The following is a 23277-nucleotide window of genomic DNA, read 5'->3' on the forward strand; positions in this document are numbered from 1 at the left end:
CGCCATAAAAGTGTCCTCCGTGGATGAAAATGATCAATCAACAGCCATCAACGCGCAACCGTCGATGGGGTTTCACGCTAGGGAAGGAAAGCGCCGAAAACGCGGCGCCTGATTCCTCCGCTGCCCACGCGACTCAATCGACAGCGGTGACAGTATAGCCGGCTTTGCGGAAATCCTCGACCAGGCCCTCGGGACCGGGCAGATGCAGCGCGCCGACGGCGATGAAGGCACTGCCTTTGGCGAGGAATGGTCCGGCATGATCGACCATCGCCTTGTTGCGGCTGGTGATCATGGTCTGCTCGAACGCCGCATAGCCTGTCGCGTCGCCCGTCTCGCCGGGCAGCACGGCGCGAAACAGCGGCCAGAACATGCCGGTCTCGCCGCGCTGGTAGAGCACGATCATGGTTTCGTTGACGTCGTTCATCTTGTCGCCGAGCTTCAGCGTGTCGACCAGTCCCTTCATGTGGAACGCCATCGGCAGCGAAGCCATGGCGCGCAGCTGGTCGGCGACGGTTTCCAGCCCTTCGACGGATTTGCCGGAGGCCTTGGCATCCTCGGCAAGCTTGACGTCGAGCACCGGCGCGCCGCCCGCCTTGCGGGCGAGCTCGCAGGCTGGAAGCGCCACCATGGCCGACAGCATCCACGGCTTCATCTTGGCGACGGTTGCCGGCGGGATGCCGCGTTCGTCGAGCGCCTTGTCGACCGCCGCGGCGTCGTCGGGCGACAGCAGCGACGACAGCGTGGTGCTGTCGGTGAACATCATCAGCTCCGGCTGCTTGAGCAGGGCCGCCATCATCTTCTGCTGGTCGAGCACTTCGGTGGTCTCGATGACGATGGTGCCGGCGCCGTCATAGGCCTTCTGCGCCGCCGGCGGCAGCGCTGTGACGCGCGGGTCGGTCATATGCATGGTGCCGAACAGGAAGGACGGCTGTTCGCCCGTCTTCTCCAGCTTCCACAGCAGGCCCTTGCCGTTCGGCGTTGCGGCGGCTTCCGCCTCGATCTTGCGGTAGGTGGACGGGTCACTTTTCTGCAACGCCGACAGCATGTCGGCGCCGGTGCAGGACGGGATTTCGGCATGCGCCTTGCCCGCCGCAAACAACAGGACGGCGAGCAGAGACAGGAAGAACAGCACATGGAACGCCAGGAGCAGCTTCAGCGAGAAGAGCGCAGCGCGGTCGGCGATGACGATGACCCGTTTCATGGTCCTTTCCTAAGCTGGAAAAACGGCAAAACGGTTAACCCGGAGAACGAAATTGTCTTCGGTTCAATCAGTTTTGACTATCGCTCGAATTACTGAACGGCTTGCGGTTGGTTGAGCCGCCCACCCCTCATCATCCCGTGGCGAAGTCCGGAAGCCTCGCGCAACCCCAATACTTCACGCCCTCGGGTGAGCCGATTCATAGATCTCCAACAGCCTCGACGTATCGACGCCGGTGTAGATCTGCGTGGTCGACAGGCTGGCATGGCCGAGCAGTTCCTGGATGGTGCGCAGGTCGCCGCCGCGGCCGAGCAGATGCGTGGCGAAGGAATGGCGCAAGGCGTGCGGCGTTGCGGTGTCCGGCAGGTTGAGCGCCGAGCGCAGCTTGGCCATCTCGCGCTGGACGATGGCCGGGTTGAGCGGGCCGCCGCGCGCGCCGCGAAACAACCGGCCCTTGGGGTCGAGATGGTAGGGGCACAGCCGGCGGTATTCGGCAACCGCCCTGAGCGCCACCGGCAGCACCGGCACCAGCCGCGTCTTGCCGCCCTTGCCGGTGACGCGCAGCACCGTGTCGGCCTCCGACGCCAGTTCGGCGCCGGCAAGGCCGAGCGCCTCGGAAATGCGCAGGCCCGAGCCGTAGAGCAGCGTCAGCACGGCGGCGTTGCGGGCGGCGATCCAGGGTTCCTCCGCCAATTGACCCTCGACGGAAACGACATGTTTTGCGTCACTGGCCGTCAGCGGTTTCGGCAGTGACTTTGGTTGGCGAGGCGCGCGCAGGGCCGCCGCGCCCGCTGCGTTGGCGAGACCACGCCGTTCCAGAAAGCGCAAGAGTGAGCGAATGCCGGCCAGCCCCCGGCCGAGCGTGCGGGCGCCTGCGCCTTCATTGCGGCGGGCGGCCAGAAAGCCGCGCAGGTCGGCCGGGCGCAGATCGGCGATGTCGGCTATGCCGGGCGGGCCGCCATTATGACCCGTCAGGAAATGCAGGAACTGCCTGGTGTCGCGCTCGTAGGCTTCCACCGTCTCGGGCGACAGCCGACGTTCTCGCGCGAGCATCTTGAGCCAGCTTTCGCGCGCCGCCTGGAGGTCGGGCTTTGCCGGGATAAGGAATTCCTGCATGGCGTCGTTCCGGTTCGCCGTCATTTTCCGGCAGCCGGGTTAGGAAGCGGTGAAGAGGCGTCATTGAAATGACAATCCGGTGGGGCTAGGAGTCGACCGGCGGCAAGTCAAAACCGTGGTGATTGGCCAAACGGGGTATCCGCAAATAGAGAGTTGCAGGGACGAGACCCGTGAGCCTTTCTGAACTGCCGTCGGTTTTGATCACAGTAACGGAAGGGATCCACGGGTCTGCGCAGTCGCTTCGTGCCTGCTCCGCCCATGGATGACGAAGGTAAAAGCGCGCCATGAGCAAGCCCCAGAACCCCGTCCAGATGGCCGTGATCGGCGCCGCCCACGGCATCAAGGGCGAATTGCGCGTCAAAACCTTCACCGGCGATCCGCTGGCGCTCGCCGATTACGGGCCGCTTTATGCGAAGGACGGCCGCGCCTTCCAGATCATCGACATAAGGCCCGCCAACACCGTGGTCGTGGTGCGCTTCAAGGGCGTCAGCGACCGCAACGCGGCCGAGGCGCTGGCCGGCACGGAGCTGTTCGTCGATCGCTCCATGCTGCCCGATGACGGCGAGGAAGACGAATTCTATCATGCCGACCTGATCGGTCTGGAGGTTCGGGACGATACGGGAGCCGTCCTTGGTAAGGTCGTCGCCGTGCACAATTTCGGCGGCGGCGACATCCTCGATGTGACGCTGGCCGGACGCAAGGGCGTGTTGATCCCGTTCACGCAGGCCGCGGTGCCCGAAGTGTCCATCGCCGAGGGTTTTGTGCGCGTCAACCAGGCGGCGGCCGGACTGGTCGAGGACGAGGACGGCGAAGCGCCGCGCGAGGAAGGCTTCGACCCGAAGGGCAGGCCGCGCGGCCCGAGGGACGCCGGGGGCAACCGGTGAGCTTCTCCGCCTCCGTGCTTACGCTCTACCCGGAAATGTTTCCGGGTCTGCTTGGCCTTTCGCTGGCCGGGCGGGCGCTGGAGGCCGGTACATGGTCGCTGCAGGCGATCCAGATCCGCGACTTCGCAACCGACCGCCACCGCACTGTCGACGACACGCCGGCCGGCGGCGGCGCCGGCATGGTCATGCGCGCCGATGTCTTGGCCAGGGCGATCGACCATGCCTCGCCCGAAGGCGATTTGCGGCCACGGCTGCTGATGAGCCCGCGTGGAAAGCCGCTGACGCAGGCGCGCGTGCGCGAACTGGCCGCCGGGCCGGGCGCCGTCATCCTGTGCGGCCGCTTCGAAGGCATCGACCAGCGGGTGATCGACGCGCGAGGATTGGAGGAAGTCTCGGTCGGAGACTTCATTCTGTCCGGTGGCGAGCCGGCGGCGCTTGTGCTGCTCGACGCGGTCGTGCGGCTGCTGCCCGGCGTCATGGGCAATGCGGTGTCGGGTGAAGAAGAGAGCTTTGAAAACGGCCTGCTCGAACACCCGCACTACACGCGGCCGCAGGATTTCGAGGGCCGGCCTATTCCCGAGGTGCTGACCTCGGGCAACCACGGCAAGATCGCGGCGTGGCGGCGGGCACAGTCGGAGAAGCTGACTCGAGAACGGCGGCCGGACTTGCTCGGCTCTCCTCAGCCCTTGGCGAAATAGTAGAAAGCCAGGAACAGCCCGACCGCGACGACGAAGCCACGCACCACGTTCTGCGGCACGCGCTTGGCGATCCACACGCCGGCATAGCCGCCCAACGCGCCGCCGGGGATCATGATGATCGCTTGCGGCCAGGCGACGACGCCACCCGAGACGAAGACGACGATGGCGACCGCTGCGATGACCATGGCCAGCATGTTTTTCAGCGCGTTCAGGCGGTGGTAGTCGCCGGCCTGGGTCAGGCCGAGCGTCGCCAGCATCATCACGCCCATGCCGGCCCCGAAGAAGCCGCCATAGATGGCGGTGACGAACTGCGCCAGCGAGCCGGCCAACGAGCCCACAGAAGCCTCATGCCCCGGCTTGGGTGCGGGCTTCAGCCACGGCCCGGCGGCGAACAGCGCCGTCGCGGCCAGCAGCAGCCATGGCACCAGGACGCGAAATGACGGATTGTCCAGCGCCAGCAGGATAAGCGCGCCGGCCAGTGCGCCGAGCGCCGATATCAGGCAGAGCAGCAGGGCACCACGCCAGAAATGGCGGATGTCGTCCCGGTAGGCCAGCGTCGAGGTGATGTAGCCGGGAAATTGCGTCACCGAGGAGGTCGCGTTGGCGACGATCGGCGGCAGGCCGACCAAGGTCATGGCACCGAAGGTGATGAAGGTGCCGCCGCCCGCGACCGCATTGGCGGCGCCGGAAAGAAAACCCGCCATGAATAGCAGGACCGCGTCGAAAAAGGACATGAGGATGCCGCCGGAGAACTATGGTTGCCCCGCCTTAGGCAGCTTGAAGGGCCCTTGCAACCCGGTAGTGGACAGATACGATGGTGCACGCGAGCAAAAAAGACGCGGCCAAGACGTGACAAAGCGTCGAAATAGCTGTATGTGCCCGCCGAACCGGGAGAAATCTGCCGGACCCGTCAACAATGGCGGTGTAGTCGCCCCTGCCCGATGTTTTCGAACAAAGGGCATAGCCGAGCGGTCATTGGAACTGCAAGGCGAGCGCCGGGCGCTCTGACTGTCGGAAGAACAAGAAGTGGATTATTGAGATGGATCTCATCCGTCAGATCGAGGCCGAACAGGCCGCCAAGATCGAAGCAAAGCGCAAGCTTCCCGAATTCCAGCCCGGCGACACCGTGCGCGTCCAGGTCCGCGTGACCGAAGGCACCCGCACCCGCGTCCAGGCATATGAAGGCGTCGTCATCGCCCGTGCCGGTTCGGGCTTCCAGGAAAATTTCACCGTCCGCAAGATCTCCTACGGCGAAGGCGTCGAGCGCGTGTTCCCCGTGTTTTCGCCAATGGTCGAAGGCGTCGAGATCGTGCGTCGCGGCAAGGTGCGTCGTGCCAAGCTCTATTATCTGCGCGACCGTCGCGGCAAGTCGGCCCGTATTTCGGAGAACACCGGCGTGCGCGCCCGCAAGCTCAATGATGAGGAGCGCGACGCGCTGAACGCCGAGAAGGCGCGCATCGAGGCCGAGAAGGTTGCCGCCGCGCAGGCGCTGGCCGCCGAGACAGCCGCCAAGGAAGCCGCCGAGAAGAAGGCCGCCGACGAGGCCGCGAAGGCTGCGGAAGCCGCCGCCGCCGAATAAGGTTTAGACAGATATTCTTAAAAAAAGGCGGCTTCGGCCGCCTTTTTTCGTTTCGGAGCCCGCCTTTTGCCAAATGCGGGCTTCCAAAGCGGGATTGATTTCTATAATATGGTAGACTAAATAATCGTGTACAAACTAATTTTGGAGACTTGATATGACCGCACTCTATTCGACCCAGGCTCGTGCCGTCGGCGGCCGCGCCGGCCACGTCCAGACTGATGACGGCCTGCTCAGCCTCGATCTCGCAATGCCGAAGGAGCTTGGCGGCAAGGGTGGCGCCACCAATCCCGAACAGCTTTTCGCCGCCGGCTATGCTGCTTGCTTCGAAAGCGCCATGCGGTTTCTCGCCGGCAAGCAGAAACTGCCGCTGCGCGATGCCTCGGTGACGGCCACTGTCAGCCTCCATCCCAACGGTCAGGGCGGTTTCCTGCTCGGCGTTTCCCTGGCGGCCGAGACGAAAGGTCTTGATCAGGCGGCCGCCGAAGCGCTTGTATCGGCAGCGCACCAGATCTGCCCCTACTCCAACGCAACCAGGGGCAATATCGAGGTGGCGATTTCGGCAAAGGCGACATGACGGCGAAAACCAAAGACACGGCCAACCAGGTCCCGGCGGGCGACGCCGGGACAAGCGCGGTCCCAAGGCTCAGCGACCAGCTCTGCTTCGCGCTCTATTCGGCGAGCGGATTGATGACGAAGCTCTACCGGCCGTTGCTCGATCCGCTTGGCCTGACCTATCCGCAATATCTGGCCATGCTGGCGCTGTGGGAGCGCGCGCCGAGCACGGTGGGCGAGCTCGGCGAGGCGCTGGGCCTCGATTCGGCGACGCTGACGCCGCTGCTCAAGCGGCTCGAGGCCGGCGGCCTGGTTACGCGCCGGCGCGATCCTGCCGACGAGCGCCGCGTGCTGGTCGAGCCGACAGCCAAGGGCCAAGCCTTGCGTGAGCGCGCCAGGGACATCCCCGCCGCCATGCTCTGCAGCATGCCGCTCGACCCAGCCGAGTTGAAGTCGCTGCATGGCACGCTGACCCGCTTCGTCGCCGGGCTGCGCGAGGCCGATGCCGGAGCGCCGCAGCGCGGCTGATCGGCCACGGCAAGGATCGTTCCCCAAAATCCCGGCCGAAAGTATCTATTTGCGTTTTTCGCCGGCCGTGGCGCAGCGGAGCGTCTTGCATGGCGCTTGCGGCGAGCTAAAGTCGGCGCCGGATTTCCTTTGCAAGCCCGGCCCATGTCCGGGCGCTTTCACTTCCGGGGAGTGTGTCATGACAAAATCGAAACTGCTGCTGGCCGGCCTGCTTGCCGTCATGCTTGCGCCCGTTGCCGCCTTCGCCCAGGCGCTGCCCGATCTCGGCGGCAAGAAAGTGGTGGTGGTGACGGAAAACGCCTATCCGCCGCTACAGTTCATCGATGCCAAGACCGGAAAACAGATCGGCTGGGAATATGACGCGATGAACGAGATCGCTAAGCGGCTGAATTTCACCGTCGAGTACCAGAACACGTCCTGGGACGCGATGATCCAGGCGGTTTCCGACAACCAGTACAACATCGGCATGACCGGCATCACCATCAAGGACGACCGCAAGCAGAAGGTGGATTTCTCTGACCCCTATATGCGCTCGGAACAGTTCATGTTGGTGCGCGGCGACGAGAGCCGCTTCACCGACGCCAAGACCTTCGGCGCCTTCAAGGACGGGCTGATCGGCGCGCAGGCCGGCACGACGCCCTTCTACACCGCTGTCTACAGCGTGCTGGACGGCAATGAGCAGAACCCGCGCATAAAGCTGTTCGAGACGTTCGGTGCCACCGTGCAGGCGCTGAAGACTGGCGACGTCGATGTGGTGCTCACGGACGGCACTGCGGGCAAGGGCTATGTCGACGCTTCCGAGGGCAAGCTGAAGCTGATCGGCGGCCCGCTCGGCACCGAGGATTTCGGCTTCATCTTTCCCAAGGGCTCCGACCTGGTGAAGCCTGTCAACGCCGCGATCGCCGCGCTCAAGGCCGACGGCACGTTCGATGCGCTGAACAAGAAATGGTTTCTTGATTACAAGATGGGGCAGTAGTTCGTCTTGATGCGGGCGGTGCGCGTGCGGGAACTCGCGCTGAGTTTGCGCTTGAACGCCCCCCTCTGCCCTGCCGGGCATCTCCCCCTCAAGGGGGGAGATTGGCAGCTTGGCCTTCGTCCCACATGCAGCATCGATGAAGATTGGCGAAGGTCGATGAGACATCTGATCTCCCCCCTTGAGGGGGAGATGTCCGGCAGGACAGAGGGGGGCGCCTTGGCGCCTGCCTTGCGCACTATGCACCTCGCCGGCCACGCCTGATGGCCCCCCCACCATCCTCCGTCAAACCTGAATTCCCCTGGTGGCTGGCCGCCGCCCTTGTCCTTGCCTTGGCCGCCGCGCTCGCCATCGCCGCCAGCGATCTTTATGCCCAGGTCTTCGCCACTGTCGCCAAGGGCATCGGCGTCACCGTCTTCGTCACCATTGTCGCCTTCGCGCTGGCCTCGATCATCGGCGTCGGCATCGCGCTGATGGGATTGTCGGGTTCGCAGTGGCTGCGGCAGATCGCGCGTTTCTATGTCGAGATCATCCGTGGCGTACCGATCCTGGTGCTTTTGTTCTGGATCGCGTTTGCCGGCGCACCGGCTTTCGTCGCAGCCTGGAACGCGCTGACCGCGCCGCTGCAGAGCACCGGCTATCTCGGCGAGTTGCAGGTGCGCGACGTCTCGCTCTTGTGGCGCGCCGTCATGGCGCTGACCATCGGCTATTCCGCCTTCATCTCCGAAGTGTTCCGGGCCGGCATCCAGGCGGTCGAGAAGGGCCAGATCGAAGCGGCCAAGGCGCTCGGGCTCACGCGGGCGCAACGTTTCCGGCTCATCGTCTTTCCGCAGGCGATCCGTACCATCCTGCCGCCGCTCGGCAATGACTTCGTCGCCCTGGTCAAGGATTCCTCGCTGGTCTCGGTGCTCGGTGTCGCCGACATCACGCAGATGGGCAAGGTCTATGCCGCCGGTTCCTTCCGCTTCTTCGAGACCTATTCGATAACAGCCTACATCTATCTTATCCTGACCGTCGGCTTGTCTTTGGCGCTCCGGGCGCTGGAACGGCGGTTGCGCCGCCAGCATCAGGAATAGTGTTTCGGCAAGGACGGCGTTACGCTCCGGTTGCGCACTGGAGGAGGAGCATGCCCATGAACGTCGACAAGGCCAATGCTGCGCTGGATTCGGTCTATACGGCCGATACGCCCGAAACCCTGGCGCAGGCCTATGCCGCATGGGCCGCGACTTATGACAGCGAGACCGCCTCGCTCGGTTATCTCCTGCCGTTCCTCATCACCGCCTGGGTGGCGCGCCACGTGCCTGCGGGCGAAGGGCCGCTGCTCGACGCCGGCTGCGGCACTGGCCTGTCCGGGCCGTCGCTGAAGGCGCTGGGCTACGGCGATATCGCCGGGCTCGACCTGTCGGACGACATGCTGAAGATCGCCGGCAGCCGCAACGCCTATGGCGAGCTGAAGCAGGCAATGCTGGGCGGCCCGCTGCCCTGGCCCGACGGCCATTTCCGCGCCTTCTTCTCGACCGGCGTGTTCACCATCAGCCATGCGCCGGCTTCCGGCCTGCACGAACTGGTGCGCATCACGAAGAAAGGCGGCCACGCCATCTTCACCGTGCGCGACCAGGTGTTCGAGAGCGGTGGTTTCCAGGCCGTCTTCGACGAGCTGGAACGCACGGGAAAATGGCGGCTGATGGAGCAAAGCCCGTGGTTCCGCTGCTATGCGATTGCCGAGCCGGATGCGCTGGTGAAGACGTTTGTCTTCGAGGTGCTTTGAACCGCGGGTCCGCCAAGCTTGGTGCGCATCCCCCGGAGGCGTGGACGCGAGGACGAGGAACCCAGGTCCCGCGCAGCCACCGCCAATTGCCGAAAAGCCAAAACATTGCTATCTACCCCGCCATGGAAGAGCTTTTTGGCGATCCGGCCTACAAGGGGTTCGTGCTGCAGGACAGAAAACGCCTGCCGTCGCGCTTCTCCGCGCGCGTCTGTGGCGCGCCGACCAGCCGACTTACGCGGGCCGACTGATCAACTCGTTTCGCCTGACATCTCGGCGTCTGCCCTTCCCTTTCTCATATCGACGGATTTACGCACATGAGCGCACCGCGCACCCTCTATGACAAGATTTTCGACGACCACGTCGTCGACCGCCAGGACGACGGCACCTGCCTGCTCTATATCGACCGCCACCTCGTCCATGAGGTGACCAGCCCGCAGGCCTTCGAGGGCCTGCGCATGAGTGGCCGCAAAGTCCGTCATCCCGAAAAGACGCTGGCCGTGGTCGACCACAACGTCTCGACCTCGCCCGAGCGCAAGTTCGGCATCAAGAACGAGGAAAGCCGCATCCAGGTCGAGGCGCTGGCCAGGAACGCCAAGGATTTCGGCGTCGAATATTATTCCGAGAATGACATCCGCCAGGGCATCGTCCACATCATCGGGCCGGAGCAGGGTTTCACCTTGCCCGGCATGACCATCGTCTGCGGCGACAGCCACACCTCCACCCACGGCGCCTTCGGCGCGCTGGCGCACGGCATCGGCACGTCGGAGGTCGAGCACGTGCTGGCGACGCAGACGCTGATCCAGCGTAAGGCCAAGAACATGCTGGTGCGCGTCGACGGCCAGTTGCCGGAAGGCGTCACCGCCAAGGACATTATCCTCGCCATCATCGGGGAGATCGGCACCGCCGGCGGCACCGGCTATGTCATCGAATATGCCGGCGAGGCGATCCGCTCGCTGTCGATGGAAGGCCGCATGACGATCTGCAACATGTCGATCGAGGGCGGCGCGCGCGCCGGCCTGATCGCACCTGACGAGACGACCTTCGCCTATGTCAAGGACAAGCCGCGCGCGCCCAAGGGCGCCGCCTGGGACGCCGCGCTCGCCTACTGGAAGACACTGCAATCCGACGAAGGCGCGCATTTCGACAAGGTGATCGTGCTCGATGCGGCCAAACTGCCGCCGATCGTCTCCTGGGGCTCTTCCCCGGAGGATGTTGTCTCGGTGCAAGGGATTGTGCCGAACCCGGAAGACATCACCGACGAAAACAAGCGCACCTCAAAGCAGCGCGCGCTCGACTATATGGGCCTGACGCCGGGAACGAAGATCACCGACATCGCCCTCGACCGTGTCTTCATCGGCTCCTGCACCAACGGCCGCATCGAGGATCTGCGCGCCGCCGCCAAGGTGGTCGAGGGCCGAAAAGTCAATCCGCGCGTCAACGCCATGATCGTGCCGGGCTCCGGCCTGGTCAAGGAACAGGCCGAGGCCGAAGGGCTGGACAAGATCTTCCTCGCCGCCGGCTTCGACTGGCGCGAGCCGGGCTGCTCGATGTGCCTTGCCATGAACGACGACCGGCTGAAGCCGCATGAGCGCTGCGCCTCGACCTCGAACCGCAATTTCGAGGGCCGGCAGGGCTTCAAGGGGCGCACCCATCTGGTGTCGCCGGCCATGGCTGCGGCGGCGGCGATCGCCGGCCACTTCGTCGATATTCGCGACTGGAAGTAAATCGCGGCTGGTTCGATCGAAACGCAAGGGCCCGGATCGCGATGCGATTCGGGCCTTCTGCTTAAGCGTTCAGAGCATGTTTGGAGCTTCACCGGTCGTCGCGGCGGATGATCTCGTGGAACTGCTCGCGGCGCCCGGGTTCTTCGGCGGCGACCACCAGGGCCAGCCCGCGTTCATCGAAGAGTTTGAACCATTCGTCCCACTCGACCAGCTCATAACCTCCGGCATTGATCGGGCGCTCCGGCTGGTCTTCGTCCTCATAGGCGTGCTGGCCGAATACCAGCCGCAGCATCGCCTGCGTGCCGGCCTCGGGCGACACGTCGACAATGGCCGGAAAGCCGGCGCGTGAAGCGGCCCATGAACGGATTGCCTCGTGATCGGTCAGGGTGATTGTATCGGCCATTATCGGTTCCTCTTCTGCGCTGGACAAACGCAGGTCCGGCGCGCCGGTTCCACGTCACGCTCCGCACCAGCGTGACGCATATTCGCTTTCGCTTAACCGCTTGTTTGGGCTTGCAGCCTAAGGTCTTCCCCGACGTCAAGCGAGGGGAAGTCACGGTCCTTTGGACACCGGCCTGCTGATAGCGTTGCTAAACCCGACGATCGCGCTGGCCCTCGGCGCGGCGTTCCTCGTGCTTTGGTTCTATCAGCGCCACCGTCCCTATCTGGCCGTGCTGGCGGTAAGCTATTCGCTTGCGGCGGCCGGGTTCCTGTTCCAGCATTTCACGCTGCCCGTTGGCCTGGCACCGTCGAAGCTGCTCTCCAACCTATGCTTCTGCGTTGCCGGATCCTGCCTGGCCGGCGCGATCGTGGCGCGGCATGGCCGGCGAGTGCCCTATGCCGGGCTTTGCGTCTTGGCGAGCGGCGGCATGGCCGCCTTTTGCTGGTTCCTGTTCGTCCAGCCGGACCTGACATGGCGGGTCCTCGTCATCAATTTCGCGCTCGGCGGCATCAGCCTGGTGGCGGCCGCCGAATTGCGCAAGGTGCGTGGCAATGGCCCGACGGAAAATATCCTGTTCGTCCTGGCGTTGCTCGCGGGGCTGAATTTCTTCGTGCGCACGCTTGCCGTCATCGTCGCGCACGGGCCTTTCGCGACCTATGACGAGCTCTATACATCATCCTATTGGGCGACGGCGTTGCTGTCGCATGCGCTGCTGTCGCTGCTGATCGCGCTTTGCCTGTTCTCCGCCGCCGCGCTCGACGTGATGAAGGCGTTGAAGGTCGAAACCTACACAGATCCGCTGTCTCGCCTCCTCAACCGGCGCGGCTTCGAGCAACGGGCGGCACTGCTCTTGCAACGCTGCGCGGCGGCGAAATTGCCGGTGGCCCTTGTGCTGGCCGATCTCGACCACTTCAAGGCGCTCAACGACCTGCATGGGCATGCCGCGGGCGACCGGGTGATCGCCGACTTCGCCGCCAAGCTTCGCGCCGCCGCCGGTGCGCGCGGTGAGGCCGGACGTATCGGCGGCGAGGAATTCGCGGTGCTCCTGCCCTTGACCGACCTTGCCGCCGCGCGGCTGCTCGCAGAGACCGTGCGCGTGGCCTACTCGGCCGGCGGCGTCGACGGACTTCCGCCCGGCACCAAGGTCACCGCCAGTTTCGGCGTGGCGGCGCGCAGCGGCGACGAAGCGCTGGAGCCGTTGATGCGCCGCGCCGACGAGGCTCTCTACAAGGCCAAGAAGAACGGCCGCGACAGCGTGCGCCTGTCCTATGAGCGGCCGGAAACGCTGTTTGTGCCGGAGCCGCTCAAAGCCGGCTGAAGGCGATCGGCCCGACGCCTTCATCATCCAGGACCCGCGCCGCACCGCTTCGTTCCTTGCTTCGCCCTGAAGGGCGATGGCAACCATCCTTCGGCCAATGTCCGAGGCGTGCGCGAGCCTCGATATGACCTGACGTTAACTTCTTTTTCGCCCGTCGATGGTTTGCTGCCGTCAGGGGCTTGGGAAATCATGGGCGGCGCGGACTTCATCCTTGTCATCAATCTATTCGTTGCCGGGCTGCTGGCGGCGGCCTTCATGGCCATTGCCGTCTATGGCATCGGACGCGTCTCGGCACGCTGGCTGGCGTTCGGCTATGTGCTGGGCATGGCCTATTTCGTCGTGGAATTCAGCATCCCCGCCTTCGACAATGCGCGGCTGGTGGTCGTCGCAGCCTTTGCCGTTTTCCTTGGCGCCACCATCGCCTTCAACGGCGGGCTTGCGCATAGATATGGCGTGACGCCGCCCTGGTCGGCGATGCTCCTGATCCTGGCCGTTGCGTCTGTCGCGGTCTATTTCGCCCAGGATCTGCCGCGCCAGTCCCTAGTCAGCAAGATGGCCTACCAACTGCCCTACGCCGTCATGCAGCTTACCGGGTTCGGCATTGTCTGGTCGTCCAGGCAAAGGCGTGACCGGCTCGATCGGATGCTGATGGCGGTGCTGGCGGCCAGCGCCATGCAGTTCGCCAGCAAGCCATTCATCGCCGATGCGCTTGGCGGCCGCGGCGCCGCCCCACAATCCTATCTGCAGACCAGCTATGCCCTGGTATCGCAATCGCTCGGCACCGTGTTCGGCGTGGCGCTGGCCTTGCTGGCGCTGGCCATACTGGTGCGCGACGTGCTCGCCGAGGCGACGTCGAAATCGGAAACGGACACGCTGTCGCGGCTCCTCAACCGCGGCGGCTTCGAGCATCACGCCGAGAGGGCGCTGGGGGAAGCGGCGCGCCGCGGCGTCCCAGTCGCGCTGGTCATCGCCGATCTCGACCACTTCAAGTCCATCAACGACAATTACGGCCATGCCTCGGGCGACCGGGTCATCGAGGCCTTTGCCCGCTTCCTGCGCGAGGCCGCGGCCGACCACCATGTCGCCGGTCGTATAGGCGGCGAGGAGTTCGCCATCATCCTGCCAGGCACCCACCTTGCCGCCGCGCGGCTGTTCGCCGAAGGCGCGCGCAGCGCCTTCGGGACGCTGCCCATCGACGGGCTCCCCGCCGACAATCGCTGCACGGCAAGCTTCGGCGTCGCCGAGCTTCATGCCGGCGAGCATTTTTCCGATCTGATGCGGCGTGCCGATGAAGCGCTCTATCAGGCCAAGGATGCCGGGCGCGACTGCGTGCGCGTTTCCGCCGGGCCAGCCAGGCCAGAGGCCGTGGCGCTGTTCAGCGGCAGGGGCTGAGCTCGGGCATTTCGCCGTCGGAGAGGCCATACATATAACTGCGCCCCTTCACGAACACCGGCGGCCGATAGCAGTCGCCATAGCCCGACATCTCGTCAGCCCCGTTCTCGTAGATCACCTTGGGCTGGCCGGCGCTGGTATAGTCGGACAGCTGCTTGGCGAGCTTGCCTTCGCCGACGAGGATGCGCTTGTAGCCGGCGGCACTGTCGATGACGAGATTGCCGAAGGAATCGGCGTAGACCCGATCCTGGTGGCGTCCGTCCGCCAGCGCCGGCGCGGCGAAGCCGACGGCCAATACCGCCACTGTGAGCGCCGCAAGGCGCGATCTGCCCGAATTCGAACGCATGGCGTCCTCCATGTTGGAGACAAAGCCTCCTCGAATCGGAAATTAACCTTTTCTTAACCTTTGTTAAGAGGCTGGCGCGGTTCTCACCCATGTCTTGATAAACATGGTTAACGAGGCACATGACGCGATCGTGATCGACGGCCGCGAGGCGCTGGTGATGAAGGCGGGCTCGGCGCCGCTGACCTGCCGCTGAGCCGAAGCCCGCGCCGCCACATATATGCTGCACCGCAGCGAGAACGGGCCGGCTTGGCATCGTCACGCCTAATCGATTGAAGCCCGGACCTGCCTTTTAATCAGACTAAATTACGTTTTCGAAACGGTTTTCTGGCTTTGACGCGGTGCAAAAAGAGCATTAGAAACCGGCTGTCCGAAGTCGCAACCGGAAGCGGCAATGCCGCATTTCCACCTGAGGCTCCAGGAACGCCGAACTGGGGGAGCCATGAGCAAATCACCAGCCACCCGCGAATTCGCCAGACGTGAACGGCCGCTTTCGCCGCACCTCAGCGTGTACCGGCCGCCGATCACCATGACGATGTCGATCATCCATCGCATCACCGGTGGCGCGCTCTATTTCGGCACGCTCCTGGTCGCGATATGGCTGATGGCGGCGGCGAGCTCGCAAGCCACTTTCGATTGGGTGAGCTGGGCCTTCGGAACCTGGCTCGGACGGCTGATCCTGTTCGGCTACACCTGGGCGCTCATGCACCACATGCTGGGCGGCGTGCGCCACCTGATCTGGGATACCGGCGCCGGTCTCGAAAAGCATACCGCCTCCAAGATCGCCTGGGCGACCCTGGCCGGCTCGGTCCTGCTCACGCTGCTGATCTGGATCGCCGGCTATATGGCGCGAGGAGCCTGACCATGAGCACTGGAAAGACCGACATGCGCACGCCGCTGGCGAAAGTCCGCGGCCTGGGCTCGGCCCGCGAAGGCACCGGGCATTTCTGGCGCCAGCGCCTCACGGCAATCGCCAACATCCCGCTGATCCTGTTCTTCACCGGGTTCCTGGTCGCGCTCAACGGCGCCGGTTATGCGGAGATGCGGGCAGCGCTCGCCAACCCGCTCGTGGCGCTGATGATGGCCCTTGTGCTCATCTCGCCGCTTTATCACATGCGGATCGGCATGCAGGTGATCATCGAGGATTACGTGCATGGCGAAGGCATGAAGCTGGCGCTGATCGCCCTCAACACTTTCTTCACCGTAGCGGTCGGCGTGGCTTCGCTCTTCGCCCTGCTCAAACTGGCATTCGGAGGCTGACGTTTTGGCCAAGGACGCGAAAGAAGCCAATACGGCAGGCTATACCTATGTCGACCACAAATTCGACGTCGTGGTCGTCGGTGCCGGGGGCGCGGGACTGCGCGCTACGCTGGGCATGGCCGAACAGGGCCTGCGCACCGCCTGCATCACCAAGGTTTTCCCGACCCGCTCGCACACGGTGGCGGCGCAGGGCGGCATTGCCGCTTCGCTTTCCAACATGGGCCCGGACTCCTGGCAATGGCACATGTACGACACCGTCAAGGGTTCGGACTGGCTGGGCGATGTCGACGCCATGGAATATCTGGTGCGTGAAGCGCCGGCCGCCGTCTACGAACTCGAGCATTACGGCGTGCCGTTCTCGCGCACGGAAGAGGGCAAGATCTACCAGCGGCCGTTCGGCGGCCACATGATGAATTACGGCGATGGCCCGCCGGTGCAGCGCACCTGCGCGGCCGCCGACCGCACCGGCCACGCCATCCTGCACACGCTCTACGGCCAGTCGCTTAAGAACAACGCGCAGTTCTTCATCGAGTATTTCGCGCTCGACCTGATCATGGAGCCGGACGGCACATGCACCGGCGTCGTCGCCTGGAACCTCGACGACGGCACCATCCACCGCTTCTCGGCCAAGATGGTTGTGCTGGCGACAGGCGGCTATGGCCGCGCTTATTTCTCGGCCACATCGGCCCACACCTGCACCGGCGACGGCGGCGGCATGGCCGCGCGGGCGGGGTTCCCCTTACAGGACATGGAGTTCGTGCAGTTCCACCCGACCGGCATCTACGGCGCCGGCTGCCTGATCACGGAAGGCGCGCGCGGCGAGGGCGGCTATCTCGTCAACTCCGAGGGCGAGCGGTTCATGGAGCGCTACGCGCCGTCGGCCAAGGACCTTGCCTCGCGCGATGTCGTCTCGCGCTGCATGACGCTGGAAATCCGCGAAGGCCGCGGCGTCGGCAAGAACAAGGACCATATCTTCCTGCACCTCGATCATCTCGATCCGGCGGTGCTGCACGAGCGGCTGCCCGGCATCTCGGAATCGGCAAAGATCTTCGCCGGCGTCGACCTCACCAAGGAGCCGATTCCGGTGCTGCCGACGGTGCACTACAATATGGGCGGCGTGCCGACCAATTACTGGGGCGAGGTGCTCAACCCGACGATCCCTAATCCCGATCGGGTCTCGCCCGGCTTGATGGCGGTAGGCGAGGCCGGGTGCGCCTCGGTGCACGGCGCCAACCGGCTGGGATCGAACTCGCTGATCGACCTGGTCGTGTTCGGCCGCGCGGCGGCGATCCGCGCTGGCCAGGTCATCGACCGCAAATCGGCAATCCCGTCGCCCAACCAGGCCTCGGTCGACAAGATCATGGACCGCTTCGACCGGCTGCGCCACGCCAACGGCTCGACGCCGACGGCGGTTCTGCGCGAAAAGATGCAGCGCGCCATGCAGGAAGACGCGGCGGTGTTCCGCGCGCAGGAATCGCTGGAGAACGGTTGCAAGCGCATTTCGCAGATCTGGGGCGAGCTCAAGGACATAAAGGTTTTCGACCGCTCGATGATCTGGAACTCCGACCTGGTGGAGACGCTGGAGCTGGAAAACCTGATGGCCAACGCCATCACCACGGTCTACGGCGCCGAGGCGCGCAAGGAGAGCCGTGGCGCGCACGCGCGGGAGGATTTCTCGGCCCGCGACGACGCCAACTGGCGCAAGCACACGCTCGCCCATCTGAGCGAGACCGGTGAGGTGACGCTCTCCTACCGCCCGGTGCACACCGAACCGCTGCTGGCCGAAAAGGACGGCGGCATCAGTCTCGCCAAGATCGCGCCCAAGGCCAGGGTGTATTGAAATGACGTCCAGCCGCGTCATCCGAAAGGACCTGAGGTAATGGTCGAACTCACGCTCCCCAAGAACTCGAAGATCCAGCAGGGCAAGACCTGGCCGAAGCCGGAAGGCGCGACCAATCTCAGGGAATACCGCATCTACCGCTGGTCGCCGGATGATGACGAGAACCCGCGCATGGACACCTATTTCGTCGACATGGACGATTGCGGGCCGATGGTGCTGGATGCGCTGCTCTGGATCAAGAACAAGATCGACCCGACGCTGACCTTGCGCCGCTCCTGCCGGGAAGGCATCTGCGGCTCCTGCGCCATGAATATCGACGGCTCCAACACGCTCGCCTGCACCAAGGGCTGCGACGACATCTCGGGCGCCGTCAAGATCTACCCGCTGCCGCATATGCCCGTCATCAAGGACCTGGTGCCCGACCTGACCAATTTCTACGCCCAGCACGCCTCGATCGAACCGTGGCTGAAGACGGTCTCGCCGCAGCCCGCCAAGGAATGGCTGCAGAGCCATGAGGAGCGTGAGAAGCTCGACGGGCTCTACGAATGCATATTGTGCGCCTGCTGCTCGACCTCTTGCCCGAGCTATTGGTGGAACGGCGACCGTTATCTCGGCCCGGCAACCCTGCTGCAGGCGTATCGCTGGCTGATCGACAGCCGCGACGAGGCCACGGGCGAGCGGCTCGACAATCTCGAGGACCCCTTCCGGCTCTATCGCTGCCACACCATCATGAACTGCGCGCAGACCTGCCCCAAGGGCTTGAATCCGGCCAAGGCGATCGCGGAAATCAAGAAGATGATGGTGGAGAGAAGGGTTTAGGCGCTCGCTCGCGGCAATCTTGAACGCAGCGACCCTTCGCCCCCCCTTTCTCCGGCAGGACAAAAGGGGCGCTGTCTTGCCAGCTTCAAAAAGGATTGCAATCCAATGACGGACCTCCCCATCCTGTCTCCTCCCGAAGCGCGTGTGCTCGGCTGCCTCATCGAGAAGAAGGAGCTGACGCCGGACGTCTATCCGTTGACCCTCAACGCAGCGCTTGCCGCCGCCAACCAGAAGACGGCGCGCGAGCCCGTCATGGCGCTGGAGCAGACAGAGTTGCACCGGGCGCTGAAGCTGCTCGAGCAGAAGGGGCTGGTGCGGCAGATGTTCGGCTCCCGCGTCGAGCGCTACGAGCACCAGATGGCGCAGCGCTTCTCGCTGACCACGCCTCAGACCGCCTTGGTCGGTCTGCTTTTGCTGCGCGGGCCGCAGACGGCGCATGAATTGTTGGCACGCAGCGAGCGCATGGCAAGGTTTTCATCGATCGAGGATTTGCGCGGTGAACTCGATATGCTGATCGGCCGTCGACCGCCGCTCGTTCAGGAAATCCCGCGCGGTCCAGGCCAACGCGAGGACCGCTATGTGCATCTCCTCGCCGGGCCGGTTGACGTTGCCGCCCTGTCGGCGCAGCGCACTGCATCGGCCCTACCCGCTTCCGACCTCGAAGCGAGAGTGGAGGCGCTGGAGCAGGAAGTCGCAGCCCTTCGCGCCCGGCTCGACGCGCTGGGCGCCTGAGCGGTCGGGCGTGCCCGGCGCGACCATGCGCGCCGGGATGCCGTGGTCTCAGCCGAGCCTGGCGTCGAGCGATACGTTGATGGCGCCCAGCGCTTTGGAAACAGGGCATTCGGCCTTGGCCTTCTCGGCCAATTCCTTGAACTTCGCCGCGTCGATGCCGGGCACCTTGCCGACAAGGGTGATCGCGCTGCCCGTGATGCCGGTGCCGGGAACCAGCGTCACCACGGCCTTGGCGTCGAGTTCGGCTGCCGGGGTGCCGTTCTCGGCCAGGAAATGCGACAGCTGCATGGCGTAGCAGCCGGCGTGCGCGGCCGCGATCAGCTCTTCCGGATTGGTGCCGGATTTGCCGCTCTCGTCCTCGAAGCGTGCCTTGAACGAATAGGGCGTGCCGTTCAGGGTCCCGCTCTGGCTGTCGAGCGTGCCTTTGCCGTCCTTCAGATTGCCCTTCCAGACGGCGGTTGCGGTGCGGTCCATGAATTCCTCCTTGGTTGTCGTGAACTTGTCCAGGTGAGCCCAGCGTCCGGCCAACTATAACGCGGGCATGCGCGAAGACCACTGCGCTGTTTGGACCACGGCGTGATGACGGTTCATTCCTTTAGAAAAAAACCGCGTGCAAAAATGTCGGCTTCCATTCGGCCCGGCCGTCCTGCGGGCGACCACGGGATTGTGGCCGGATGGAGGTTCACATGGACAATCTGTTTTTCGCAATATGGAAGACCCCGGGCCGCAAGGCTCAACGACGGCAAGACTTCTGGCTGGAGCCACCGCCGTCCGGTGTCCGCAGGCTGCTGGCGGCTGTCGCCATCATCGCGGTCGCGGCATGCCTTCTCGACCATGCGGCAGCGGTCGAAGGCAAGGCTGACACGCTCGTCACCGCATCCTATGATTCATCGCAGCAAGGGAGCGCGAAATGAAATATGTCTGCCTGGTCTATGGTGAGGAGAAAGACCTCTACGCGCTCACCCCGGAAGGATCGGCCAAGCTCGACGCCGATTCGCTGGCCTATGACCGCTCCTTGGACCAACAAGGCAAGCTCATCGTCGCGCAGGCGCTGCAATCGGTGAAGACCTCGAAAACCGTGCGCCGTCGCAAGGGCAAGCGGCTGGTCACCGACGGCCCGTTCGCCGAAACCAAGGAGCAGTTGCTCGGCTTCGTCATGATCGAGGCGAAGGACCTCCAGGAGGCACTGGACATCGCCGGCGGCATTCCGCTGGCCGAACTCGGCACGATCGAGGTCCGGGCGATCTATGACGTGCCCGGGTCATAAGCGGCGCGGCGGGTCAGATCGCCTCGCCCTTCAAAAGGCGCGGCGTGCCGGCTGAAAGCCCCGACGCCTGGCGGATGAAGAATTCCTTCAGCCGTGGCATGCGCTCGACCAGGCCGAGGCCGATGTCGCGCACCGCGCGCAGCGGGCCGATATCGTTGGAAAACAGCCGGTTCAGCACATCTGTCGTGACGCCCATCTGCACCGTGTCGAAACGGCGCCATTGCTGGTAACGCTCGAGCACGTCGAGCGCGCCGATATCCTGGCCCAGCCGGTCGGCTTCGACGATCACCTCGGCCAGGGCGGCGACATCCTTGAAGCCGAGATTGAGGCCCTGGCCGGCGATCGGGTGGATGCCGTGGGCGGCATCGCCGGCAAGCGCCACGCGCGGCGCGACGAAGGCGCGCGCGATGGTAAGACCCAGCGGCCAGGCGCGCGGCTTGTCGGCGACGCGGATCTCGCCAAGCTTGAGGCCGAAACGCTGTTCCAGTTCGTGCTCGAAGAGGAGGTCGTCGCCGGCGACCATCGTCTGAGCATCTTCCGACCGCTCGACCCAGACGATCGACGAGCGGTTGGAGCCGTCCGCGCCCGGCTTCAGCGGCAGCGTGGCGAAGGGTCCGGCGGGCAGGAAATGCTCTTCGGCGCGGCCATTGTGCGGCCGTTCATGTGCCACGGTGCAGACGATGCCGGACTGGCCGTATTCCCATTTCACCGTCTTGATGCCGGCCATGTCGCGCAGCTTCGAGTTGACGCCGTCGGCGGCGACCAGCAGCCGCGCCTTCAGCGTCGCGCCGTCGGCCAGATGCACGGTGATGCCCGCACCATTGGTTTCGAACCCTTGCACGGCAACGCCTTCGATGATGTCGACGCCGAGCTTTTCGGCGCTGCGGCGCAAGGCGCCGTTCAGCACCCGGTTGGCCACCATATGTGCGAAGGGCTCGCCCGGCGCCACCTCGCCGTCGAAAGTGAGGAAGACCGGGCGCACAGGATCGGCGGCACGCGAATCGGTGATGATCATCTCGGTGATTGCCTGCGCTTCCGGCGCGATCTCGGCCCAGACGCCGAGCCGCTCGAGCATGCGGCAGGCGGCCGCCGCAATGGCCGAGGCGCGCCCGTCCCTTTGCCAGGAGCCGGGGAGTGCGGCATCGACCAGGGCCACGGCAAGCTCCGGTTGCGCCTGTTTCAGCGACACGGCGGCAGCCAGGCCGACATAGCCGGCGCCGGCGACCAGAACATCGAGCCCGGACCTGGTTTTCGCCTCTGCCTTGCCTTCCATGGTCTTCGCTCCTTGCAAGCCAGCCTGCCATCCGCCCTTGACGGCCCGTCCTTCCTGTCGGAAACCCGCCGAGGAAATCTTGAGGCGAGGTCACGACACATGACGGCGGCCATGGACGAGCTTCTGCGCATTCTCGACCTCGAGAGGCTGGAACACAATCTGTATCGTGGTCGCAGCCCCCAGGTGGAGTGGCAGCGCGTGTTCGGCGGCCAGACCATCGCCCAGGCGCTGGTGGCGGCGCAGCGGACCGTCGAGCCCGACCGCTACGTGCATTCGCTGCACGGCTATTTTATGCGGCCGGGCGACATCAAGGTGCCGATCATCTACGAGGTCGACCGCATCCGCGACGGCGGCTCCTTCACCACCCGCCGGGTGCTGGCGATCCAGCACGGGAACGCGATCTTCTCGCTGGAAGCCTCGTTCCAGGTCGATGAGAAGGGGCTGGAGCACCAGTTCGCTTTGCCCGACGACGTGCCGCCGCCGGAAGGGCTGAAGACGCAGCGCCAACTGCTCGAAAAGGCCGACCGGGTGCCGGAAGCGGTGCGACGCTTCTGGGCGCGCGAGCGACCGCTGGAGCTCAGGCCGGTCAATCTCCAGCACTATGAAAGCCGTGACAAGCTGCCGCCCCGGCAGAATGTCTGGATCCGCCTCGCCGGTCCCGTCCCAGACGACCGCGCGCTGCAATCGGTGTTGCTCGCCTATCTCTCCGACATGACGCTGCTCGACACCTCGACCTTCGCGCATGGGCGCGGGCTGTTCGATCCCGACATCCAGGCGGCCAGCCTCGACCATTCGATGTGGTTCCACCGCCCGCATTCGCTCGACGGCTGGCTGCTCTACGCGCAGGACAGCCCCTCGAGCTCGGGATCGCGCGGATTCAGCCGCGGCACGCTTTATGCCCGCGACGGCACGCTGATCGCCTCGATGGCCCAGGAAGGCTTGATCCGGCTCAAGCGTTGAGCAGTCCTTTCGACCAAAGCCCGCCAAATAGGCGTTTTCTGAAAACTGCTTAATTATTGAGCAGAAGCTGTGCCGCGCTCATCGGTACGGTGCGATCGCCGGTGCGTCAATTCCTTTGTTTACAACCAGTTAACACGCTGCTTCGGCAATTGGCACGGAGCTTGAATCCTCGTCGGCACTCTCCGGCTCCTCGGGATCGGTGAAGGTGTGCAAACGCGGGGGACCGCAACAGCAAAAGGGTGAAACCTTATGAAAATCGTGATGGCAATCATCAAGCCGTTCAAGCTCGACGAGGTACGCGAAGCGCTTACCGCCGTCGGCATCCAGGGCCTGACCGTCACCGAAGTCAAAGGCTACGGGCGTCAGAAGGGGCACACGGAAATCTATCGCGGGGCGGAATACGCGGTCAGTTTCCTGCCGAAGATCAAGATCGAGGTCGCGGTCAGCGCCGACATGGTCGACAAGGCCGTGGAGGCCATCACCGCAGCCGCCAAGACCGGTCAGATCGGCGACGGCAAGATCTTCGTTTTCGGCATCGACCAGGCGGTGCGCATCCGCACCGGCGAAACAGACACCGACGCGCTCTGAAGCGGCGAACACGTATTCCAATG

27 protein-coding genes are annotated in these 23277 nt (G+C 64.6%); 20 read left to right on the top strand and 7 right to left on the bottom strand.

Going from position 1 to position 23277, the window contains the following annotated elements:
- Window positions 1–133 precede the first annotated feature (133 nt).
- Both LB547_RS26305 and LB547_RS26310 read right to left on the bottom strand, forming a co-directional pair.
- Window positions 134–1201: a TraB/GumN family protein gene (locus LB547_RS26305; protein WP_140559275.1), complete on the bottom strand. Its 1068-nt coding sequence runs from the start codon at window positions 1199–1201 to the stop codon at window positions 134–136.
- A 174-nt stretch (window positions 1202–1375) separates the two neighbouring features.
- A complete protein-coding gene (locus LB547_RS26310) occupies window positions 1376–2314 on the bottom strand; it encodes a tyrosine recombinase XerC (protein ID WP_140492761.1) in 939 nt (312 codons plus the stop codon).
- A gap of 284 nt (window positions 2315–2598) precedes the next feature.
- Here LB547_RS26310 and rimM point away from each other — a divergent pair, with 284 nt between their 5' ends.
- Together rimM and trmD are read left to right on the top strand one after the other, a co-directional pair.
- Window positions 2599–3198, top strand: a complete 600-nt coding sequence (rimM, locus tag LB547_RS26315) for a ribosome maturation factor RimM (protein ID WP_140518088.1) — start codon at window positions 2599–2601, stop codon at window positions 3196–3198.
- Window positions 3195–3896, top strand: coding sequence for a tRNA (guanosine(37)-N1)-methyltransferase TrmD (gene trmD, locus LB547_RS26320; protein ID WP_140492755.1), 702 nt, complete (start codon window positions 3195–3197; stop codon window positions 3894–3896). The genes rimM and trmD overlap by 4 nt, the downstream gene beginning before the upstream one ends.
- Here trmD and LB547_RS26325 read toward each other — a convergent pair.
- Window positions 3878–4630 (bottom strand): sulfite exporter TauE/SafE family protein, encoded by a 753-nt coding sequence (locus LB547_RS26325; protein WP_140518089.1) that lies wholly within the window; start codon window positions 4628–4630, stop codon window positions 3878–3880. The two genes, trmD and LB547_RS26325, sit on opposite strands and share 19 nt — an antisense overlap.
- Before the next feature lie 305 nt (window positions 4631–4935).
- Between LB547_RS26325 and rplS the strand changes: the two genes are divergently transcribed.
- The 7 genes from rplS to leuC all read left to right on the top strand — a co-directional run bounded on the left by rplS (window position 4936) and on the right by leuC (window position 11020).
- On the top strand, window positions 4936–5475 hold the full coding sequence (rplS, locus tag LB547_RS26330; RefSeq protein ID WP_140518090.1) for a 50S ribosomal protein L19: 540 nt from the start codon (window positions 4936–4938) through the stop codon (window positions 5473–5475).
- Window positions 5476–5629: 154 nt separating this feature from the next.
- On the top strand, window positions 5630–6049 hold the full coding sequence (locus LB547_RS26335; RefSeq protein ID WP_140492746.1) for an organic hydroperoxide resistance protein: 420 nt from the start codon (window positions 5630–5632) through the stop codon (window positions 6047–6049).
- Window positions 6046–6555 carry a MarR family winged helix-turn-helix transcriptional regulator gene (locus tag LB547_RS26340; protein WP_140518092.1) on the top strand — a complete coding sequence of 170 codons (510 nt, stop codon included), beginning with the start codon at window positions 6046–6048 and terminating at the stop codon, window positions 6553–6555. The genes LB547_RS26335 and LB547_RS26340 overlap by 4 nt, the downstream gene beginning before the upstream one ends.
- Before the next feature lie 178 nt (window positions 6556–6733).
- Window positions 6734–7531: a transporter substrate-binding domain-containing protein gene (locus tag LB547_RS26345; RefSeq protein ID WP_140492740.1), complete on the top strand. Its 798-nt coding sequence runs from the start codon at window positions 6734–6736 to the stop codon at window positions 7529–7531.
- Window positions 7532–7791: 260 nt separating this feature from the next.
- Complete coding sequence (locus tag LB547_RS26350) at window positions 7792–8604, top strand: amino acid ABC transporter permease (RefSeq protein WP_140559269.1); 813 nt, start codon at window positions 7792–7794, stop codon at window positions 8602–8604.
- A 56-nt stretch (window positions 8605–8660) separates the two neighbouring features.
- Window positions 8661–9296, top strand: a complete 636-nt coding sequence (locus LB547_RS26355) for a class I SAM-dependent DNA methyltransferase (protein ID WP_140524674.1) — start codon at window positions 8661–8663, stop codon at window positions 9294–9296.
- A 314-nt stretch (window positions 9297–9610) separates the two neighbouring features.
- Window positions 9611–11020: a 3-isopropylmalate dehydratase large subunit gene (gene leuC, locus LB547_RS26360; RefSeq protein ID WP_140524672.1), complete on the top strand. Its 1410-nt coding sequence runs from the start codon at window positions 9611–9613 to the stop codon at window positions 11018–11020.
- A gap of 88 nt (window positions 11021–11108) precedes the next feature.
- Here the strand turns inward: leuC and LB547_RS26365 are convergent, their stop codons facing one another.
- Window positions 11109–11423, bottom strand: a complete 315-nt coding sequence (locus LB547_RS26365) for a hypothetical protein (RefSeq protein ID WP_140492726.1) — start codon at window positions 11421–11423, stop codon at window positions 11109–11111.
- Between the two features lie 160 nt (window positions 11424–11583).
- On the opposite strand from LB547_RS26365, the gene LB547_RS26370 reads away from it, so the two are divergent.
- Entirely contained in the window at window positions 11584–12780 is a 1197-nt protein-coding gene (locus tag LB547_RS26370) for a sensor domain-containing diguanylate cyclase (RefSeq protein WP_140759186.1), read from the top strand.
- 189 nt (window positions 12781–12969) lie between these two features.
- Entirely contained in the window at window positions 12970–14172 is a 1203-nt protein-coding gene (locus LB547_RS26375; protein WP_140492718.1) for a sensor domain-containing diguanylate cyclase, read from the top strand.
- Here the strand turns inward: LB547_RS26375 and LB547_RS26380 are convergent.
- A complete protein-coding gene (locus tag LB547_RS26380) occupies window positions 14156–14518 on the bottom strand; it encodes a hypothetical protein (RefSeq protein WP_140580167.1) in 363 nt (120 codons plus the stop codon). The genes LB547_RS26375 and LB547_RS26380 overlap by 17 nt on opposite strands.
- A gap of 439 nt (window positions 14519–14957) precedes the next feature.
- Here LB547_RS26380 and sdhC point away from each other — a divergent pair, with 439 nt between their 5' ends.
- From sdhC to LB547_RS26405, 5 genes are all read left to right on the top strand, one after another.
- Window positions 14958–15377, top strand: coding sequence for a succinate dehydrogenase, cytochrome b556 subunit (gene sdhC, locus LB547_RS26385; protein ID WP_140518100.1), 420 nt, complete (start codon window positions 14958–14960; stop codon window positions 15375–15377).
- Between the two features lie 2 nt (window positions 15378–15379).
- Entirely contained in the window at window positions 15380–15775 is a 396-nt protein-coding gene (gene sdhD, locus LB547_RS26390) for a succinate dehydrogenase, hydrophobic membrane anchor protein (RefSeq protein WP_140759184.1), read from the top strand.
- 4 nt (window positions 15776–15779) lie between these two features.
- Window positions 15780–17615: a succinate dehydrogenase flavoprotein subunit gene (gene sdhA / locus LB547_RS26395; protein WP_140759182.1), complete on the top strand. Its 1836-nt coding sequence runs from the start codon at window positions 15780–15782 to the stop codon at window positions 17613–17615.
- Between the two features lie 39 nt (window positions 17616–17654).
- Entirely contained in the window at window positions 17655–18434 is a 780-nt protein-coding gene (locus tag LB547_RS26400) for a succinate dehydrogenase iron-sulfur subunit (protein WP_140518103.1), read from the top strand.
- Between the two features lie 105 nt (window positions 18435–18539).
- A complete protein-coding gene (locus tag LB547_RS26405; RefSeq protein WP_140759180.1) occupies window positions 18540–19166 on the top strand; it encodes a YceH family protein in 627 nt (208 codons plus the stop codon).
- Between the two features lie 48 nt (window positions 19167–19214).
- On the opposite strand, the gene LB547_RS26410 is transcribed toward LB547_RS26405, so the two are convergent.
- The gene (locus LB547_RS26410; protein ID WP_140492697.1) at window positions 19215–19640 is read right to left on the bottom strand and encodes an OsmC family protein; all 426 of its coding nucleotides are present in this window, start codon (window positions 19638–19640) and stop codon (window positions 19215–19217) included.
- Between the two features lie 212 nt (window positions 19641–19852).
- On the opposite strand from LB547_RS26410, the gene LB547_RS26415 reads away from it, so the two are divergent.
- Entirely contained in the window at window positions 19853–20080 is a 228-nt protein-coding gene (locus LB547_RS26415; protein WP_140554839.1) for a hypothetical protein, read from the top strand.
- Complete coding sequence (locus tag LB547_RS26420) at window positions 20077–20433, top strand: YciI family protein (RefSeq protein ID WP_140492691.1); 357 nt, start codon at window positions 20077–20079, stop codon at window positions 20431–20433. Before LB547_RS26415 ends, LB547_RS26420 begins: the two co-directional genes overlap by 4 nt.
- 13 nt (window positions 20434–20446) lie before the next feature.
- Here the strand turns inward: LB547_RS26420 and LB547_RS26425 are convergent, their stop codons facing one another.
- Window positions 20447–21706, bottom strand: a complete 1260-nt coding sequence (locus LB547_RS26425) for a ubiquinone biosynthesis hydroxylase (RefSeq protein ID WP_140759178.1) — start codon at window positions 21704–21706, stop codon at window positions 20447–20449.
- A 99-nt stretch (window positions 21707–21805) separates the two neighbouring features.
- Between LB547_RS26425 and tesB the strand changes: the two genes are divergently transcribed.
- A complete protein-coding gene (gene tesB, locus LB547_RS26430) occupies window positions 21806–22666 on the top strand; it encodes an acyl-CoA thioesterase II (protein WP_140524665.1) in 861 nt (286 codons plus the stop codon).
- Between the two features lie 249 nt (window positions 22667–22915).
- Window positions 22916–23254: a P-II family nitrogen regulator gene (locus LB547_RS26435; RefSeq protein ID WP_013528889.1), complete on the top strand. Its 339-nt coding sequence runs from the start codon at window positions 22916–22918 to the stop codon at window positions 23252–23254.
- Window positions 23255–23277: the final 23 nt, after the last annotated feature.

The sequence above is a fragment of the Mesorhizobium sp. B264B1B genome, from assembly GCF_020165765.1.
Taxonomy (GTDB): Bacteria; Pseudomonadota; Alphaproteobacteria; order Rhizobiales; family Rhizobiaceae; genus Mesorhizobium.

Excerpts from the sequence above, each read along its gene's own strand:
- LB547_RS26435 (WP_013528889.1), top strand. The coding sequence starts at position 22,916 with ATGAAAATCGTGATGGCAATCATCAAGCCGTTCAAGCTCGACGAGGTA.
- LB547_RS26400 (WP_140518103.1), top strand. The coding sequence starts at position 17,655 with ATGGTCGAACTCACGCTCCCCAAGAACTCGAAGATCCAGCAGGGCAAG.
- LB547_RS26375 (WP_140492718.1), top strand. The coding sequence starts at position 12,970 with ATGGGCGGCGCGGACTTCATCCTTGTCATCAATCTATTCGTTGCCGGG.
- sdhC (WP_140518100.1), top strand. The coding sequence starts at position 14,958 with ATGAGCAAATCACCAGCCACCCGCGAATTCGCCAGACGTGAACGGCCG.
- LB547_RS26415 (WP_140554839.1), top strand. The coding sequence starts at position 19,853 with ATGGACAATCTGTTTTTCGCAATATGGAAGACCCCGGGCCGCAAGGCT.
- LB547_RS26380 (WP_140580167.1), bottom strand. The coding sequence starts at position 14,518 with ATGCGTTCGAATTCGGGCAGATCGCGCCTTGCGGCGCTCACAGTGGCG.
- LB547_RS26410 (WP_140492697.1), bottom strand. The coding sequence starts at position 19,640 with ATGGACCGCACCGCAACCGCCGTCTGGAAGGGCAATCTGAAGGACGGC.
- rimM (WP_140518088.1), top strand. The coding sequence starts at position 2,599 with ATGAGCAAGCCCCAGAACCCCGTCCAGATGGCCGTGATCGGCGCCGCC.
- rplS (WP_140518090.1), top strand. The coding sequence starts at position 4,936 with ATGGATCTCATCCGTCAGATCGAGGCCGAACAGGCCGCCAAGATCGAA.
- LB547_RS26310 (WP_140492761.1), bottom strand. The coding sequence starts at position 2,314 with ATGCAGGAATTCCTTATCCCGGCAAAGCCCGACCTCCAGGCGGCGCGC.
- LB547_RS26335 (WP_140492746.1), top strand. The coding sequence starts at position 5,630 with ATGACCGCACTCTATTCGACCCAGGCTCGTGCCGTCGGCGGCCGCGCC.
- sdhD (WP_140759184.1), top strand. The coding sequence starts at position 15,380 with ATGAGCACTGGAAAGACCGACATGCGCACGCCGCTGGCGAAAGTCCGC.
- LB547_RS26405 (WP_140759180.1), top strand. The coding sequence starts at position 18,540 with ATGACGGACCTCCCCATCCTGTCTCCTCCCGAAGCGCGTGTGCTCGGC.
- LB547_RS26345 (WP_140492740.1), top strand. The coding sequence starts at position 6,734 with ATGACAAAATCGAAACTGCTGCTGGCCGGCCTGCTTGCCGTCATGCTT.
- LB547_RS26325 (WP_140518089.1), bottom strand. The coding sequence starts at position 4,630 with ATGTCCTTTTTCGACGCGGTCCTGCTATTCATGGCGGGTTTTCTTTCC.
- LB547_RS26350 (WP_140559269.1), top strand. The coding sequence starts at position 7,792 with ATGGCCCCCCCACCATCCTCCGTCAAACCTGAATTCCCCTGGTGGCTG.
- LB547_RS26355 (WP_140524674.1), top strand. The coding sequence starts at position 8,661 with ATGAACGTCGACAAGGCCAATGCTGCGCTGGATTCGGTCTATACGGCC.
- LB547_RS26420 (WP_140492691.1), top strand. The coding sequence starts at position 20,077 with ATGAAATATGTCTGCCTGGTCTATGGTGAGGAGAAAGACCTCTACGCG.
- LB547_RS26425 (WP_140759178.1), bottom strand. The coding sequence starts at position 21,706 with ATGGAAGGCAAGGCAGAGGCGAAAACCAGGTCCGGGCTCGATGTTCTG.
- LB547_RS26340 (WP_140518092.1), top strand. The coding sequence starts at position 6,046 with ATGACGGCGAAAACCAAAGACACGGCCAACCAGGTCCCGGCGGGCGAC.
- LB547_RS26365 (WP_140492726.1), bottom strand. The coding sequence starts at position 11,423 with ATGGCCGATACAATCACCCTGACCGATCACGAGGCAATCCGTTCATGG.
- tesB (WP_140524665.1), top strand. The coding sequence starts at position 21,806 with ATGACGGCGGCCATGGACGAGCTTCTGCGCATTCTCGACCTCGAGAGG.
- LB547_RS26305 (WP_140559275.1), bottom strand. The coding sequence starts at position 1,201 with ATGAAACGGGTCATCGTCATCGCCGACCGCGCTGCGCTCTTCTCGCTG.
- leuC (WP_140524672.1), top strand. The coding sequence starts at position 9,611 with ATGAGCGCACCGCGCACCCTCTATGACAAGATTTTCGACGACCACGTC.